Source organism: Victivallis vadensis, assembly GCF_003096415.1.
GTDB classification, from domain to species: domain Bacteria; phylum Verrucomicrobiota; class Lentisphaeria; order Victivallales; family Victivallaceae; genus Victivallis; species Victivallis vadensis.
This window is the reverse complement of sequence record NZ_QEKH01000001.1, coordinates 259,194-275,092: the sequence shown is the minus strand read 5'-3', so window position 1 is coordinate 275,092 and position 15,899 is coordinate 259,194. Positions and strand designations below refer to the sequence as shown.

13 protein-coding genes and 1 tRNA gene are annotated in these 15,899 nt (G+C 58.4%); 6 read left to right on the top strand and 8 right to left on the bottom strand.

The genetic code is table 11. From position 1 onward, the window contains the following. Positions 1 to 83 precede the first annotated feature (83 nt). Together C8D82_RS01175 and C8D82_RS01170 are read right to left on the bottom strand one after the other, a co-directional pair. Positions 84 to 431: an Hsp20/alpha crystallin family protein gene (locus C8D82_RS01175; RefSeq protein WP_116882427.1), complete on the bottom strand. Its 348-nt coding sequence runs from the start codon at positions 429 to 431 to the stop codon at positions 84 to 86. Positions 432 to 458: 27 nt separating this feature from the next. Next, complete coding sequence (locus tag C8D82_RS01170; RefSeq protein WP_116882426.1) at positions 459 to 923, bottom strand: Hsp20/alpha crystallin family protein; 465 nt, start codon at positions 921 to 923, stop codon at positions 459 to 461. Positions 924 to 1,222: 299 nt separating this feature from the next. Between C8D82_RS01170 and C8D82_RS01165 the strand changes: the two genes are divergently transcribed. From C8D82_RS01165 to C8D82_RS01150, 4 genes are all read left to right on the top strand, one after another. Then, a complete protein-coding gene (locus C8D82_RS01165) occupies positions 1,223 to 2,326 on the top strand; it encodes a substrate-binding domain-containing protein (protein ID WP_116882425.1) in 1,104 nt (367 codons plus the stop codon). Positions 2,327 to 2,340: 14 nt separating this feature from the next. After that, positions 2,341 to 3,036: a prepilin-type N-terminal cleavage/methylation domain-containing protein gene (locus tag C8D82_RS01160; RefSeq protein WP_116882424.1), complete on the top strand. Its 696-nt coding sequence runs from the start codon at positions 2,341 to 2,343 to the stop codon at positions 3,034 to 3,036. 14 nt (positions 3,037 to 3,050) lie between these two features. Then, positions 3,051 to 5,027, top strand: coding sequence for a hypothetical protein (locus tag C8D82_RS01155; RefSeq protein WP_116882423.1), 1,977 nt, complete (start codon positions 3,051 to 3,053; stop codon positions 5,025 to 5,027). Between the two features lie 307 nt (positions 5,028 to 5,334). Next, positions 5,335 to 6,687 (top strand): MATE family efflux transporter, encoded by a 1,353-nt coding sequence (locus C8D82_RS01150; RefSeq protein WP_116882422.1) that lies wholly within the window; start codon positions 5,335 to 5,337, stop codon positions 6,685 to 6,687. Between the two features lie 29 nt (positions 6,688 to 6,716). Here C8D82_RS01150 and C8D82_RS01145 read toward each other — a convergent pair whose 3' ends face one another. Beyond that, entirely contained in the window at positions 6,717 to 7,961 is a 1,245-nt protein-coding gene (locus tag C8D82_RS01145; RefSeq protein ID WP_116882421.1) for an FAD-dependent oxidoreductase, read from the bottom strand. 108 nt (positions 7,962 to 8,069) lie between these two features. Here C8D82_RS01145 and C8D82_RS01140 point away from each other — a divergent pair, with 108 nt between their 5' ends. Continuing rightward, the gene (locus C8D82_RS01140; protein ID WP_165832750.1) at positions 8,070 to 8,948 is read left to right on the top strand and encodes a helix-turn-helix domain-containing protein; all 879 of its coding nucleotides are present in this window, start codon (positions 8,070 to 8,072) and stop codon (positions 8,946 to 8,948) included. Between the two features lie 113 nt (positions 8,949 to 9,061). Here C8D82_RS01140 and C8D82_RS01135 read toward each other — a convergent pair whose 3' ends face one another. From C8D82_RS01135 to C8D82_RS01110, 5 genes are all read right to left on the bottom strand, one after another. Then, positions 9,062 to 10,315, bottom strand: coding sequence for a serine hydrolase domain-containing protein (locus C8D82_RS01135; RefSeq protein ID WP_116882419.1), 1,254 nt, complete (start codon positions 10,313 to 10,315; stop codon positions 9,062 to 9,064). Positions 10,316 to 10,718: 403 nt separating this feature from the next. After that, positions 10,719 to 10,806 (bottom strand) — tRNA-Ser (locus C8D82_RS01125). A 78-nt stretch (positions 10,807 to 10,884) separates the two neighbouring features. After that, entirely contained in the window at positions 10,885 to 11,496 is a 612-nt protein-coding gene (gene pgsA, locus C8D82_RS01120; RefSeq protein WP_116882417.1) for a CDP-diacylglycerol--glycerol-3-phosphate 3-phosphatidyltransferase, read from the bottom strand. A gap of 34 nt (positions 11,497 to 11,530) precedes the next feature. Further along, positions 11,531 to 12,889 carry a 30S ribosomal protein S12 methylthiotransferase RimO gene (gene rimO, locus C8D82_RS01115; RefSeq protein WP_116882416.1) on the bottom strand — a complete coding sequence of 453 codons (1,359 nt, stop codon included), beginning with the start codon at positions 12,887 to 12,889 and terminating at the stop codon, positions 11,531 to 11,533. Between the two features lie 9 nt (positions 12,890 to 12,898). Next, on the bottom strand, positions 12,899 to 13,747 hold the full coding sequence (locus C8D82_RS01110) for an inositol monophosphatase family protein (RefSeq protein ID WP_165832749.1): 849 nt from the start codon (positions 13,745 to 13,747) through the stop codon (positions 12,899 to 12,901). 195 nt (positions 13,748 to 13,942) lie between these two features. Between C8D82_RS01110 and C8D82_RS01105 the strand changes: the two genes are divergently transcribed. Continuing rightward, positions 13,943 to 15,895 (top strand): sialate O-acetylesterase, encoded by a 1,953-nt coding sequence (locus C8D82_RS01105; RefSeq protein WP_116882414.1) that lies wholly within the window; start codon positions 13,943 to 13,945, stop codon positions 15,893 to 15,895. Positions 15,896 to 15,899 lie beyond the last annotated feature (4 nt).

Genomic DNA, 15,899 nt, shown 5'->3' with positions numbered 1-15,899 from the left:
CGGCGGACCTGGGGAGAAGTCCGCCGGACCGGGTTCCGGCCCGCACAGGGAGGAACGGGCCGGAACCCTTGGGGGAGATTGGGTCAGTTCACTTTTATCTTGTGAACTTTTTCACGTTCCGATTTCGGAATGTTCAGCGTCAGCACGCCGTCCTGGGTTTTCGCGGAAATCTTTTCGATATCCACACCGTCGGAGAGCTGGAAGCGGCGTTTGAATACGATCCGCTTGCCGTTCCGGCGCAGTGAGCTTTCGGCGTTCAGGGACATCACGTGATTCTTGACTTCGATGTTCACCGTGCCGGAATTGGCGCCGGGAACTTCGAACCACATGGTCACGCCGTCCGCTCCGTCCAGAATGTCCACCAGCGGCATCACTTCGAGCACTTCCTCTTCGCCACGGATGGTTTCGTTTCCGGTCATGTTCTCATTCATAATATCTTCCTCCTTCTCTATCAAATCTTAATTCACTTTCACGACATGGGCGGTCGGCGGGACGGCGGTCTCGCGCGGCAGCGTGACGGTCAGGATGCCGTCTTTATATTCCGCTTTGGTTTCACCGCCCTTGATCGCGACCGGGAGTTTCACGCTCTCCTCATATTCGGAGAAGGAGCGCTCCTGCCGCAGATAGTGTGCTTTGTCATCGTCGGAAACTTCGGATTCGCGTCTGGCGCGGATGGTCAGGCTGGTGCCGACCACCTCGATATCGATATCCTCCGGCTTGCAGCCCGGGATCGGCAACCGTGCGGTCACCGCGTCCTCTTTGACTTCGACCTCCAATTTCGGAGCAAGGCCCGAATCCCACATCATCTCCGGCGTGAAGTCCGGAGCAAGCTGCCCCAGCACCGTGCGGAAGATATCATCCACCCCGCGCAGCGTAACCGGGAACAGCCCATCACCACGATTCAATCTGGTCAACATGTTCATAATCTTTACCTCCTGTTTTTCCTCTTTTCCGGTGTTTCACCGTTTCGCCGTCAGTATCAGCAGGTGCCGTGCCAATTCGCTGTTGAAGTTGACAAAAGGATTTTCCGGTTTCATTTCGTGACAGTTTGACGCACCATTGCGTCAGTTTGTCCCGATTGCGGGTTGACGGCGCGGAAAATTCCGAATCCGGGAAATTTTCGTTTTTTTTCGCTTTCCCTATTGACAACCGGTGCTTTTTCTGTCATAATATTACCAAAGTAACAATTGATACAATGGCATTTTTAACACTTTAAGAGATTATGGCTGAGACACTGTTTGAAGAAAGCCGGCGGTATATCCTCGGAAAGATGCGCGGCATTCTGCGCGAGGGCGGCCGGAAGCTGCCGACGGACCGGGAGTTGGCCGGGGAGATGTTCGCCAGCTACGCCACCATCCGGCTGGTCATGGGCGAACTGGAACGGGAGGGATTCATCCGCAGAATCCGCGGTTCCGGCACCTATCTCGAACCGGGAGCGGCGGAGCTTCTCGAACGCGCTTTCCTGCCCGTGGTACGGCTTTTCACCTCTCCGGTGAACGGAACCGCCGACAATGACTATGCCGCCTATCTGGTCGATGAGCTGACGCGGCAGGCCGCCGGGAAGCGTTTCAGAATCGAACACCGGCAGGTGGCCACGCATAACGCATTTCTGGCGGAGCTGGACAAGGAGGCGGATTCGCGCGTTCCGGTGGTCTATCTTCCTCCGACCGCGCCGTTTACGATGCAACAGCTCGGCAGGCTCGGCCGTTTCGACCATATTCCGCTGGTGGTGATCGACTGCGAACTCGGCAATATCAATGTCAACAATATCACGACCGATAACCGCAAGGGCGGAATGCTGGCGGCGCGCACATTGCTCGCCGGAGGCTGCCGGAAGCTGGCGCTGCTGCTGTGCGAGCCGCCGCTGCGTCAGATTTCCCAACGCGTCCAGGGCTTTACCGAAATCGCGGAATTATCCGGCGCCGAGGTCGAAATCTGGGATTGCCAGGTCCGGGGGGATGACGAACGGACCGCGCTGGCACACCGGAAAACGCTTGCGGCACTGCGGGCGGGGCATCGGCCGGACGGCATTTTCGCCGTCTCCGACTCCGGCGCCGTCAGCGCCGCCGAAGCCATTCGCCAATCCGGTTTCGAGTTGGGCAGGGACATCGCCCTGATCGGTTTCGACGGCCTTCCGGCGACCCGCACGCACAAGCCGTCCCTCGGCAGCATCGCGCAGCCGGTCGCTGAAATCGGCGAGGAGGTCTTCTCGCTGCTGGGAACCTGGCAGCAGGGAACGCATGTCCAGAAACTGCTTTCTCCACGGTTTCAATCCGGGGCGTCCGTAATGAAAAAGGAAAAAGCCACAACGGCCATACCAACTTAACACAAGAAGAAAGGATGATGATGAAAAAGTTTACGCTTATTGAGTTACTGGTAGTGGTTGCGATTATCGCGATTCTGGCGGGGATGCTGCTGCCGGCTTTGAATTCGGCCCGGGAAAGAGCCAAATCCACCCGGTGCATCGGCAATCAACGCCAGATTGCCCAGGCGGAGCTGATGTACACCAATGACAACAACGACCACCTGACGCCGTTCAATCTGGCCGCCGGCTGGGAGGCGCCCGGGATGTGGGGGAATTGGTGGGTCAATCTGCTGTCCCGAAGTTACCTGCCGGTTCCGGGGTGGTCCAATACCGCCAAAGACAGAACCAGCGAAGAACTCAACGGCGATCCGGAAAAAGGCATATTCGTCTGTCCCGCCGTTCAGGAATTTCCGGGTTGGGGCGGCGGAATCGGCCTCAGCGCCGAAGGCACGCATACCCTTACCCATTACGGGAAATCCGTCAAAGTGACGCGCATCGCCAGACCTTCCGTACTGATGATGATCAGCGACTGCGCTCAGAAGACCAGCGCCGGCCGGATCCAGCCGGCGAACCACGCGCAATGTCCCGATAAATGGCCGAAATACATGCCGCTGGCGCGCCATGGCGGTCAGGCCAACGGCGCCATGCTCGACGGCCACGTGGCAAGCGGCAATGTGGAGAAATGGAAAGAAGCCTATCCCTGTACCCAGAATATCACCATCACTTTTTGAGAGGAAGCTCCCCGATGAAACGTTTTTTATTCTTTCTTTCGCTGATTGCGGGCGTTCACCTTGCCGCGGCTCCGGTCGACCGGTACGGTCAGGCCGCCGAAGTTGACTGGCCGGAAAAAGTGAGCGACGATTCTGAATTGCGGAACGATCTGGAGCGGGAAACAAAGGAGTTGGCCGGCGTCAAAAGGGAGTCGGGCCGTTTCGACCGCTACGGCGGCGTCAGAAGCGGCCGGACGCTGCGGGCGACCGGTTTTTTCCGGGTCGAAAAGGTCGAAGGGCGCTGGTGGCTGGTGACTCCGGAAGGCAATCTCTTCTATCTGCAGGGCGTGGACGGCGTTCCCTACAACGAGCACGGCTATTTTACGCAGGTAAACCGGCCGGATGGTTCACGGCGCGATCTCTTCACGGAAGGCGTTCCCGATCCCGGACAATTCCCGGCGGCATGGTCGAAAGATAAAAAATGCGTCAGTTTCCTCACCGCCAATATCCGGAGAAAATACGGTCCCGACTACCATAAACGCTGGATGGACCTGACGACCGGACGTCTGCTGGCGTGGGGATTCAACTCCATCGGAAAATGGAACAATCCGTTTGTCGTCAAGGAGATGCCGTTTCTGTGGGATCAGGGGCTTTTGATCCGTGACCCCTATGATCCCGATTTCGAACGCTCCGCGGAGAAACAGATCAAGACGATGTGCGCCGGGCTGAAGAACAATCCCTTTCTGATCGGTTATCAGCTCGCCAATGAAAGCGGCTGGAACCGCCACTCCGTCGACGTCCGGTTGAAGGACGTCTCCGGGAAATCTCATGCCAAGCGGGCGCTGCTGGAGCAGCTTGCCGCCGCAACCGGCGGCAAACCGGGAAAATTCTTCGGTCTTCCGGAGGAATCCATTGATAGGCTGATGCTGAAAAAACTGGATTTCAGGAAAGTGCCCTCCCGGGAACTGGATGCATTCATCTTGAAATCGTCGCAGCGGTATCATTCCACCCTGCGGCAGCTGATCCGCCTTTACGATCCCAACCATCTTTTTCTGGGAGCCTCGCACTGTTCCAAGCAGGATATCCGCTGGATCGAGGGAGCGGCGGAATTCGTCGACATCGTCCCGCTGCATCTTTACGATATGAACAACGCCTGGATTCTCAATTTCGTTCTTCCCGTGCTGAAGAGACTGGATAAGCCGTACGCTCAACTGGAATTTTCCTTTACCACCACCCTGCGCGGCTTCAGGCCGTTCGGAGACCGCAAAAGCATCGTCGCCTCGCACCGCGACCGAGGACGCGCTTTCCAGTACAGCACGGAACGCATGGCGGCGGAACCGCTTTGCGTCGGCACCGCATACTTTCTGATGTACGACCAGCCGCTCACCAGCCGCGGCCATGACAACGAGGCGTTCAACTTCGGCCTGATCGATGTGACCGACCGTCCCTACCGGGAAATGATCGCGTCGGTCAAGGAGGCCAATGCGCGGCTTTTCGGCATCCATGCCGGCAAGCTTGCTCCGGTCCGGCCGGAACCTTTGCTGCTGGTCGAGAAGAACTATCGCGAGATCATGCCGTTCTCGCAGCATGGTTTCCACGGCTACGATATGACCAACCCGCAACTGCACTTCAATCAGAGCGACCGTCTCCACCTCTATTTTCCGGGTGGTTACCGCCATGACCTGTCCGGTAAATTTCTGCCGCTGGCGACGGTGGACGCAAACAGGCCGAACGGTTTCCGCAAGCTGGAATTTCAGGTGTTCCTCTGGAAGCAGGCCAACCCCGGCCGGCCGGAAAAATGGTTCCAACTGGAGGAATCGCCCGACAACACCGTCTTCACTCCGGTCAAGGCGAAATTTAAACTGCTGGCGGATGGACCGTTCCGGAAATATGCGTTTTCTCCCGTGTCGCTGGCCGCAGATACCCGGTATGTACGGATCAGTTTCGCCCAGCACAACCCGGAACAGCCCTGGATCAGCTCGCTGTCGGGAGTCTCCGTCGAACGGCGATAGGATGCCGGACCGCCGCTGATTTGACAAAGGGACGAAACCATGCTATTTTGGGCGTTGTTCAATATCGTGAGAAATCCGAAAATCATGTTCGATCTGACTCTGGGAAAATTCTGCATTGAAGCAGGCTCCGGCAATGGTGACGGTGAGACGTTGTCCGGGGCGCGAATAAACTGAATTCTTTTCATCGGCAAACTGTCCGGCGGGTAAATCCGCCGAACGGCAGGGGCTGTCGTGTCGGAATGCAATAAGCTGCGGACGAAGTTTCGTCCACGGCTTTTTTGCATTTTTTTTGAAAAGAATCGGAATTATGAAAGAATCAGAACAGAATCTTACGGTCGGGAAGGTGTCGGAACAGCTCTTCAAGTTCACCGTCCCGTTGTTTTTCGCCAACCTGCTGCAGGCCTGCTACAACATCGCCGACATGGTCGTGGTGGGCCGTTATGTCGGCAGTTCGGGACTGGCGGCGGTCAGCAACGCTTCAATGCTCTGTTTTATCATCACCAGCATCGGCATCGGCATCACCATCGGCGGAACCGTGCTGGCGGCGCGGGCCCGCGGCGGCGGCGACCGTACGGCGGAACGCGCGACGGTTGGAACGTTGTTCGCGGTGACGGCATTGGCGGCGTTGCCGGTGACGGCAGGCGGCTGGTGGTTCAGCCGGAGCGTATTCCTGCTGATGAAGGTGCCGGAGGAAGCGTTGGAACAGGCGTGCGGATATATGAACATCCTGAGCGGCGGAACCTTATGCGTTTTCGGTTATAACGCGGTGTGCGCCCTGTTGCGCGGCCTCGGGGATTCGCGGCGGCCGCTGCTTTTCGTCGCGATTGCGGCGGCGGTGAACATCATACTGGACCTGCTGCTGGTCGGCGTGTGGAAGCTGGGCGTCACCGGAGCGGCGTGGGCGACGGTGACGGCGCAGGCGGCTGCGCTGCTGGCCGGGCTTTTTTATCTGAAGCGCCGGAAGTTCTTTCGCGGCTTCGGCCGGCGGGACTTCCTGCCGCGGCTGGGGACAACCGTCGGCATCCTGAAGACCGGCATTCCGTCCGCCTTGCAGATGGTGGTGGTGAATCTGGCTTTCCTGCTGGTGACGGGGATGTTCAACCGCTACGGCGTCACGGCGGCGGCCGCCGCCGGAATCGGCCTCAAGATCAGCACATTGGCCGGAATGCCCTGCTGGGCGGTCGGACAGGCGGTCACTGCGATGGCCGCCCTGAATCTGGGGGCGGGGGAGGTGGGCAGAACCGCCGAAACCGCCCGGACCGGAATCCGGTTCGGGCTGATTTCCACCGGAATCGCCGTAATCCTGATCCAGCTCTTCGCCCGACAGATAATCGGCTGTTTCGACAGTGATCCGGAGGTGGTCCGCTCTGGAGTGCTGTATTTGCGGATCTTCAGCTCCTTCAGCGGCTTGGCCTATGCGGTGATGTATGTGTGCGACGCCTTTGCGACCGGCACGGGGGCGCCGACGCTGGCGCTGTTCAACGCGCTGCTGGAGGCGGTGATACTGCGGCTGCTGCTCTGCTGGTTCTTCAGCACCTGTCTGGAATGGGGCTTTGCCGGAGTCTGCTGGGGTATGGCGCTTTCGACGCTGCCGCCTGCAATGATCGGCCTCAGCTACTGCCGCTGGGGCAGGTGGCGGAAGGAGCAGCGGGAACGGTAAGTGCGTTTACCGCTCCCGCTGCCGGGGGACTATTCCCGGTCGAACAACAAAGGCGCCAGTTCCGCCGGGGGAACGTCGCGCACTTCGCAGTTATGCCGGGAGGCATAGGCTGCCGCCGCCCCCGCCGCCGCTCCCAGCGCCATCGCGATACACATCACCCGGCAGCTGGCAAGCGCTTCGTGGGAGGCGCTGATGCAGCGGCCCGCCAGCAGCAGACCGTTCAGGCGGCGCGGCACCAGCACACCGTACGGAATGTCATACGGTTTGCCGCGTTCGGCGGTGCCGACCTCGTTCTCATCGTGTCCGGCGGCTTGTCCGCAGCCGGCCGGATTGTGGATGTCGATCGGAAAAGCCGCGCGGCGCACGATCGCATCCGAGAAACGGGTTCCTTGCAGGCAATTTTCTTTTTCGAGCCGTGCCATCCCCTCGAAACGGCGGGTCTCACGCACGCCGATTGCGGCGGGCATGCCGGAAATACAGGCGTTTTCATAGCCGGGCAGGGTGCGGCGCAGAAATTCCAGAATCCCGAACGCCTGTCGCCGTCCTTCGATTTCCGCCTTGGTCAGGTCGGAGGAGAGGAGTCCGTTCAGGAAATTCACCTGCGTCGCGTTGACGATGTTTTCATCGGCGCGGCGGGCCGTGTAGAGCCGGATCACGCCCACGGATTCAGGCAGTTCTCCCCGGCAGCGCGCCTCCATCACGATTTCTTCCCAGGTACGGCCGTTCACCATCACCTGACGCGCCTGTTCTTCGGAACAACACAGGAAGCGGCGGGCCGGATCAATGTTGCCGATCGTATACATGATGCTCATCGGCTGAGTCAGGCCGTCGCTTTCGCGCCCGGTTTCAAACGGCACTCCGGCGCGGAACGCGACCTCGCCGTCTCCGGTCGCATCGATCACGGTACGTGCGGTCAGGCTCCGGTTTCCTTCGCGGCAGTTCAGGACGACGCCATTGAGTCTTCCGGCCTCCCGCAGTACGTCGACGACTGTGGCATGGAGCAGGATTTCAACGCCTTTGGCGGTGAGCAGATCGTAAAGCTGGAGGTCCGCCTTCTGGAAGTCGACCGTACAGCCGCCGAGCGCCTGAGTCACTTCCCGGACGATCCGGCTTTCGACGCCGCCCATCAGCGGACCGACCAGTGAATGAATCGCCGTGCCGCCGAGACGGCCGTACCGTTCCACCAGCAAGATTTTCGCTCCGGCCTCCGCCGCGGCATAGGCGGCCCCGATTCCCGCCGGTCCGCCGCCGGCGATGATCACGTCATAGTCCATTTACAGTTGCTCCTTTCGGTTTTATTTTTATTATACCTGAAATCAACAAAGTTGAAAATGCAGAAAAATGCTGTATCTTTATATAAAATTGCTGTAAGACACAATATTATGAAATTTATCGATGGAATTGATCCACACTCTCCCGGTCGGGCGCTGGCGATGGCCTTAAATGATCTTGAGAAACGTTTCGGCATTGCGCTGACCATCCATGACTGCCGGGGGATGCTGAACGATTCGGCGGGAAGGCCGCTCTTCCCGGGACGCAATATGCACATGCACCCATACTGCATTGCCGGGCGCTTCAAGCAAGAGAACTGGAACCGGCGCTGCCATCAGCAGTGCATGGTCGAAGCCGAGGCGGTCGCAAGCGGTGCGAAACGCCCTTTCCGGCACGATTGTTGGAAAGGTGTTTCAGAGCTGGTCGTGCCGATTGAACGCGACGGCACCTTGATTTTGCTGATCTACGCCGGAGGGTTCCGGTCGCCCGGAGCCGAGATCCCGGACTGCATTCCGCCGGAACTGCGCACCATCCGCTCCGATATGCCGGAGGCCGATGACCTGCTGTTTGAGGAACTGGCCCGGGAACTGCTGTTGTTCGGGCAGGGGATCCGGCACTATCTGGACCTTTCCCACGATCGGCGAGGCGTTCCGGTCGGAAACGCCGACCGCATCCGCCGTTTTCTGGAGGATCACGCACATGAACCGGTCGGACTGGCCGAACTGGCCCGCTGGATGAACCTCTCGCGGAGTCACGCCTGCCATCTGGTGAAGTATCACTTCGGCAAGCCGTTTCATGCCCTGCTGCTGGAAGAACGCCTGACGCGCGCCTGCAACCTGCTGCGCACGACGGAGATGCCTTTGAAGGCAGTGGCGGCGGCAGTCGGTTTTTCCAATGAATTTTACTTCAACCGGCTTTTCGCCCGCGAATGCGGCCGGCCCCCCGGCGAGTTCCGCCGCCGGGAGAAAATCCAAGCTGAACTGCAATGATCAGATTTCCTTCTCCTCTGCATGAATCCGGCCCGTTTACAAGTTGTGGAAAATCAGAGTAATACAAATATCCCCGAGTCTTGCCCCGGGGATAATCGGGTCATAAACAAAAATTATTTGGTACGACCGGTGTAGGCATTGGCATCGGTGTTGTCGATGACATATTTGAAGAACTTTTTCTCCGCTTCAGAACGAGCCGCGTCCCAGGGGCGCGGATTTCCGCAAAGCTGCACGACCCACAGCTTCAATTCCTTGCGGTGCCAGTTGACCATGCAGTTCGTGCCCCATGCGCCGCCATGCCCGAACCAGGAGTCCTCCTTGTCCTCTTCCGGCGCGCTGAGGCCCAGGGAATAGCCGCCCATCCCTTTCGGACGGGTCGACTTGGCAAGCAGCTCTTTGACGGTTTCCTCCTTGAGAATCCTCACCCCATTTTCGCCCACGCCGAGATTCATCAGCATCTTGTAGAACTTGAGCTGGTCGTTTGCCGTCGTCCAAAGTCCCGCGCCCGCCGATGCAAAGACATGGGAATCGTTATAGGGACGCTGCTGCATGTCATTCTGCAGCCGGTATTTCGCCGGAGCGTCTTTTACGCAGTCATACATTTCGATTTGCGTTTCAAGAGCCTGATCGCTCGGCCGGAACGAACTGGATTTCATTCCCAGCGGAGTTAATACCCGCTCCTGGAGGAAATCCTCCCAACGCTGTCCTGTTACGACCTCAACGATCGCCGCGCCAATGTCGATGCCGGTGTTGGAATACTGCGTTTTTGTTCCGGGTTCAAACAGCAGCGGAGAAGCGGCCGCGATGGCTGCCGTCTGCCGGAGCGGAGCGCCGCCGCTCCAGCCGCCGCCCTTGATGTTGCCCTGCTTCGCGGAAATCTCGAACGGGAAACCGCCGGTGTGATTCATGACCATGCGGATGGTGAGAGGATTTTTCGCCCTGACCAGCGTTTTTACGCCATCTTTGTTGGAGGCCAACACCCAGAGTTCCTTGAATTCAGGCAGGTATTTTGAAACGGGGTCGTCCAGGGAGATTTTGCCTTCTTCGACCAGCATGGCGATCGTGACGCCGCAGAACCCTTTTGTCTGCGAGCACTGCATAAAAACATCATCCATCGTAATCGGACGCTTGGCCGCAACATCGGCATAGCCGACGCAGGCGGTCTCCTGAATGCCGTCTTTATAAAAAACGTTGATTGCTCCCGGCAGTTGTCCGCTCTGGACAAAAGGAGTCAGTGCATCTTTCGCAAAAGTCGTACCTGATTCTTTCTCCGCAGGTTTTCCCGATTGGCATCCGGTGATGACCGCCGTGACAGCGATAAGCATCATCAGTGTCTTCAGGCGGTTCTTCCTGATTTTCATTTCCATGATATCATAGCTCCGGTGATTTTAATTGCTTGTTATTGTCCTGAATTTGGTGCTGTACGAAATTTCGTCACGGTACTTGACAGTTTTTAATTCTGATAATGTTGTATTGATGTCTCCTTTCGCATCTGTCCTGACAAACTTTGAAGCGTAAACAAAGAGCCAGCTTGTCCGTAACAGCATCTTGGGCTGTCGGAAAAACAAGAAGGCTCGGTAATGATACATCAGTCAGCTTGTTTCGTCAAGTGCCGGATTGGACTACGAAGCGAAAATTTGAAAAAAATAATAATGAAAATAATACATATTGGGGTGTTTGCAAACTCCAGACTGGCAGATTCCGTATTCTCCCGGGCAACGGCCGTCAGAAAAATAAAAAGCACCTCAAATGAGGTGCGTTGTTTTTCTATGGCGGAGAGAGAGGGATTCGAACCCTCGGTGAGTTTCCCCACACCACATTTCCAATGTGGCGCCTTCGACCACTCGACCATCTCTCCGGTTTTGAGTCATGTCAAATTCCGTTGACATGGCATAAATATAATCCGCCGGAAATATTTTTCAAGCTCAAATCCTGCTTAATTCTCACTTTTTTCATCCGTGTGCAGAAAGAGATGCCGGAAGCGGATGAAGTAACCGAGCCCGGAAAGCACCGTAACCAGCACAATACCCCACAGATACGCATTCCACACATACCACAGCCGGATATGGAACCATTTTTCGCTGTACAGGTCAAATTCCCAGACCCAGGACGCTCCCGCAATCGCCAGCATCACCATCTGCAGCGCGGTTTTGAGCTTTCCCCAGCGGTCCGCCGAAATCACCACCTGCTTTTTCGCCGCCAGCGTCCGCAGCCCCGTGACCATGAATTCCCGGCAGAGCACCGCCACCGCGATCCAGGCCGGCATCAGACGGTATTCCACCGCGATCAGCATCGTCGCCGTCACGAAAATCTTATCGGCTAACGGGTCCATCAGCGCTCCGAAATCAGTGACCTGATTCCAGCGGCGGGCCAGATAGCCGTCCAGCAGGTCGGTCGCTCCGGCCAGAATTGCCAGTGCATAGGCAGTCAGGCGCATGGTAAATACCCAGTGAGCATCCACCCAGCCGACATTGGCCAGAGTCGCCAGCACCACAAAAATCAACACCATCACGATCCGGCTGATAGTCAGTATGTTGGGAAGATTCATGTCATTCTCTTTTCTGTGATTTTATTGAAAAATATTATTTCACCAGTTCCGCAATCAGGTCGCAGCCGTCCGTACCGGTGATTTTCACCAGGCAGAACTTTCCCGGTTTAAGCCGTTTCGGTTTGGGGATATAGATCACATTGTCGATTTCGGGCGCGTCCATTGCCCCGCGCGCGACCGCTCCGTTTTCATCCACATCATCCACCAGCACCCGGACTGTTTTGCCGACCTGATTTTTACTGAGCTTTTTCATGATCGAAATCTGCTGCTTCATCAGTTCCGTGGAACGCTGTTCCGCAAGCTCCGCCGGAACCTGATCCGGGAAGGCGGCGGCCGGAGTTCTCGGTTCAGGCGAATAGGGAAAGACGCCGCAGCGTTCGAACTTGAATTTCTTTGCAAAACTTTTGAGTTCCTGATATTCCTCCTCCGTCTCGCCGGGGAAGCCGGTGATGAAAGTGGTGCGCAAGGTCAGGCCGGGAATCCGCTCGCGCAGTTTCGTCAGGAGTTCTTCGGTCTGCTTCCGGGTCACGTGGCGGTTCATCTGTTTCAGGATTCGGTCGGAGATGTGCTGCAGCGGGATGTCCAGATAGGGCAGCACTTTGGTGTTTCCCCGCGCCATGAAGTCGATGAATTCCTCCGTATAGTGGGCCGGATGAGTATAGAGCAGCCGGATTACGAAGTTGCCTTCCAGCGCATTCAGGGCGGTCAGCAGTCTGGCCAGCGTGTCGCCGGATTCCGGGCGGTCATTGCCGTAGACCGTGATATCCTGAGCGATCACCAGCAGTTCCCGCACTCCGCCTTCGATCAGGTTGCGGGCCTCCCGGACCACCGATTCCATCGGCCGGGTACGGAGCCGGCCGCGGATTCCCGGAATGCTGCAATAGGTACAGCGGTTGTTGCAGCCGTCCGCGATTTTCAGATAGGCGAGGTGCGGCAGGGTGAGCTGCAGGCGCGGCGTGCAGTCGTCGTAAAGATAAACCGGTTCTTCCGCATTCTCAGGAAGCGTGCTTTGGCGGTCGAGCAGTCTGGCGATCTCCGCAACCTGATTGACTCCGGTCCACAGATCGACCTCGGGGTATTCCTTACGGACGGAACCGTCTTTGTCCCACTCGGTCAGGCAGCCGGCGACTACCAGCAGCCGTCCCGGCTTTTCCTGTTTCCAGACGATGCCGTCTTCGATCGCTTCGCGAGCTTCGTCGCGGGCGGCGGGGATGAAGGCGCAGGTGTTGATCACGTACAAGTCCGCCTCGTCCGGCTCGAAAGCGAGCGTGCGCCCCGAGGTGAGCAAGGTGCCGGCGATCACTTCCGTGTCCACCAGATTTTTAGAACAGCCGAGGCTGACCAGATAGAGGGCGGTTCCGGCTTGGGCAGGGATATTTTTTGCTGTTGACATGAGGACTCTTTATACTTGAATGAGTGTTACATGATTGCGGATGTAGTCGATCGCTTCGCGGTCCGGTGCGATTATCAGATCGTCATTGAGGCGCCAGCGGTGCGGGCCGGCGGCATCCAATGCAAACTGGCCGCCTGACGCGATCCGGAAATCGAATGGGGCGCCATCCGGGAAACGCGCTTCAAAGCCCGCCGCTTTCACCAGCGGCATCACGCCCGCCAGATCCCAGAGCTTGCTGCGCAGCACGTAGGCCAGCAACAGCCCCTTCAACAGATAATAACCGGAGCCGACACAGCTGGACCACGCGAAAATCTGGTTGGGGAGCCGGATGTCCCAGTGCTTGGCCGCAAACTGGCCGACGCTGATGTGCCCGGCCTGGCCGAGCGGTGTGCGGACCGCTTCAAACGGCGCCACTTCAGGAGAATTTCCCTGAAGCCTTTTGGCGCTCCAGATGGTCCCTCGGCAACTGACGAGGGCTTCATCGGGGCCGGGCAGGTAGATTGCTCCTTCCGTGAGTACGCCGTTCTCCATCAGGCCGATTGAAATTCCCCATAGCGGAACATCTGTGGAGTAGGGCGCGGTGCCGTCGATGGGGTCGACGACGTAGCAGAGGTTCCGGAATGCTTCCTGCAGGTAGGCTTCGGAACATTCGGCGATGCTCTCTTCGCCGATCATATAGCAACCGGCTTCGGGGCGGTTGAATTTTGCGGCCAGCATCGCTTCGATTTCACGGTCGGCGATGGTGACGACCGTGTGGTCCGGCTTCAACGCCACCTCGGCAGCGCAACGGAATTTGAGCGCGACAGCACCCGCCTGCCGCAGGCATTCGAAAATGTTGTCGAGTTTCCAGTGGTTCATTTCAATCATTCAGCGTTGTTGGAAGAACCGGTTACGAAGGGCCGCCCTTCCGGATGTCTTGCTTATTAAAATAGGTTAATATTTCGTTTTTACAAATGATCTGCTTGCTTTTTTCCCATTGTATTATAGATTTAACAGCGTATATTCTCTTTTCCGCAAGTGGAGAAGGTGTTTTTCTGATGTTTGAGGTTGAAAATGTTGAAGCTATCGAAGTTGTTCGGCAATCACGCCGTCCTGCAGCGGAATCGGGCGATTCCGGTCTGGGGGTGGACGGAACCTTTTGAAATTGTGGAAGGCAGTCTGGGCGGCGTTCCGGCAGTGGCACGGGCCGGAGACGACGGCAGGTTCGTGTTCCGCTTCCCGCCGCGCCCGGCGGGCGGGCCGCTGAAGCTGGAAGTGCGGGTGAAAAGTTCCGGAGAGACGGTCGCCTATTCCGACATCCTCGTCGGAGAGGTCTGGATCGCGAGCGGACAATCCAACATGGAATTGAAAATCGAAGAGCTGCCGTCGAAGTGCGAAGCGGTGCGGGCGGAAGCCGGAAAGCTGCCCCAGCTGCGCATGCTGACCGTGCCGCAGCGGGCGCAGCCTGTTCCGATGGCCGATGTCGCTGCCGACTGGCAGGTGGCGGGGCCGGAATGCGTCGCCGGATGGTCTGCGGTCGGATATTTCTTCGCGCGCAAGCTGCACCGGGAGCTGAATGTGCCGGTCGGGATCGTCTCCTCCAACTGGGGCGGCACGGTCGCCGAAGCGTGGACCAGCCGCGAAACGCTGGTCCGGAATCCGGATTTTGCGGCGAGGGTGGAGGCTTACGAGCGGAATCTCAACGCTCCCGGCATGTGGGAATCGCTTTCCGCCGAGGAGCTTTCCGTGGAGCATTGTCCGGGGGGAGAGCTGGCGTGGTTCCGTCGGATCCTGCCGCCGGAACCGGAAAACCGGGGAGTGACCGACGGCTGGGCGTCGCCGGAATTCGACGATTCCGGCTGGCGGACCGGGAAATTGCCCTGCTTCTGGAAAGACCTCGGCCTCGACATCAACGGCGTGGTCTGGTTCCGGCGCGAAATCGAAATCCCGGCCGCGTGGCAGGGGAGTGAGCTGGTGCTCAGCCTCTGCGCGATCGACAAGCATGACGTGACCTATTTCAACGGCGTCGAGATCGGGCGCACCGGGCAGGGATATGAAACGAAGCATTGGGCCGTTCCCCGGTGCTACCGGATTCCGGCGGAACTGGTCAAGGCGGGCAGGGCGGTGATCGCGGTGAGAAACTACTCGTTTGTCTACAACGGCGGGTTGCACGGCGCGGCGGATAAGATGTGGATTGCGCCGGCGGGCGAGGAGCGCGCTCCGGTCGCGCTGGGCGGCGTGTGGAAATTCAAGCCGGAGTTTGAATATCCGAGGGTCGATGCGCTGAAAGAGGCGATGGGGCCGGGCAATCCGAACAGCTACTGTATGTTGTTCGACAATATGATCCGGCCGCTGATTCCGATGGCGATGCGGGGCGTGATCTGGTATCAGGGCGAATCCAACGAGAGCGCGCCGGAGTATTACGAACGGCTGATGCGCGATCTGATCGCCGACTGGCGTTTTCGCTGGGGACAGGGGGATTTCCCGTTCCTGCAGGTGCTGCTGGCCGGTTTCCGGAATCCCGCCGATTATGACGATGCTGCCGCGTGGCCCTATATCCGGGAGGCGCAGAGCCGCGCCGCGCAGGCGACCGGCAATCTGGCCGCGTCTGCGCTGGACCTGGGCGAGGCTGCCGATATTCATCCCCGCCGCAAGGCGGAGGTCGGCGAGCGGCTGGCGCTGGCGGCGCTGGAACAGGCTTACCGGCAGCCGGTGATCGGCTCCGGGCCGGTGTACCGGGAGATGGTGCGCGAAGCGGAAGCGATCCGGGTCTGGTTCGACCATATCGGGAGCGGTCTGACCGCGCACGGAACCGGGTTGAAGGGGTTTGTGATCGCCGGAGCCGACGGCGTGTTCAAGGAGGCAGAAGCGCAGATCGTGGAAAATTCGGTGCGGGTGTCCTCGCCGGAGGTCAGCGATCCGGTCGCGGTGCGGTATGCCTGGGCGGACAATCCGGAAGAGGCGAATCTGTACAACAGTGCGGGCTTGCCTGCAACCCCGTTCCGGACGGACCGGTTCCCGAGGTGAGCTT

Excerpts from the sequence above, each read along its gene's own strand:
- C8D82_RS01105 (WP_116882414.1), top strand. The coding sequence starts at position 13,943 with ATGTTGAAGCTATCGAAGTTGTTCGGCAATCACGCCGTCCTGCAGCGG.
- C8D82_RS01110 (WP_165832749.1), bottom strand. The coding sequence starts at position 13,747 with ATGAACCACTGGAAACTCGACAACATTTTCGAATGCCTGCGGCAGGCG.
- C8D82_RS01155 (WP_116882423.1), top strand. The coding sequence starts at position 3,051 with ATGAAACGTTTTTTATTCTTTCTTTCGCTGATTGCGGGCGTTCACCTT.
- C8D82_RS01150 (WP_116882422.1), top strand. The coding sequence starts at position 5,335 with ATGAAAGAATCAGAACAGAATCTTACGGTCGGGAAGGTGTCGGAACAG.
- C8D82_RS01175 (WP_116882427.1), bottom strand. The coding sequence starts at position 431 with ATGAATGAGAACATGACCGGAAACGAAACCATCCGTGGCGAAGAGGAA.
- C8D82_RS01135 (WP_116882419.1), bottom strand. The coding sequence starts at position 10,315 with ATGGAAATGAAAATCAGGAAGAACCGCCTGAAGACACTGATGATGCTT.
- C8D82_RS01140 (WP_165832750.1), top strand. The coding sequence starts at position 8,070 with ATGAAATTTATCGATGGAATTGATCCACACTCTCCCGGTCGGGCGCTG.
- pgsA (WP_116882417.1), bottom strand. The coding sequence starts at position 11,496 with ATGAATCTTCCCAACATACTGACTATCAGCCGGATCGTGATGGTGTTG.
- C8D82_RS01170 (WP_116882426.1), bottom strand. The coding sequence starts at position 923 with ATGAACATGTTGACCAGATTGAATCGTGGTGATGGGCTGTTCCCGGTT.
- C8D82_RS01160 (WP_116882424.1), top strand. The coding sequence starts at position 2,341 with ATGATGATGAAAAAGTTTACGCTTATTGAGTTACTGGTAGTGGTTGCG.
- C8D82_RS01165 (WP_116882425.1), top strand. The coding sequence starts at position 1,223 with ATGGCTGAGACACTGTTTGAAGAAAGCCGGCGGTATATCCTCGGAAAG.
- C8D82_RS01145 (WP_116882421.1), bottom strand. The coding sequence starts at position 7,961 with ATGGACTATGACGTGATCATCGCCGGCGGCGGACCGGCGGGAATCGGG.
- rimO (WP_116882416.1), bottom strand. The coding sequence starts at position 12,889 with ATGTCAACAGCAAAAAATATCCCTGCCCAAGCCGGAACCGCCCTCTAT.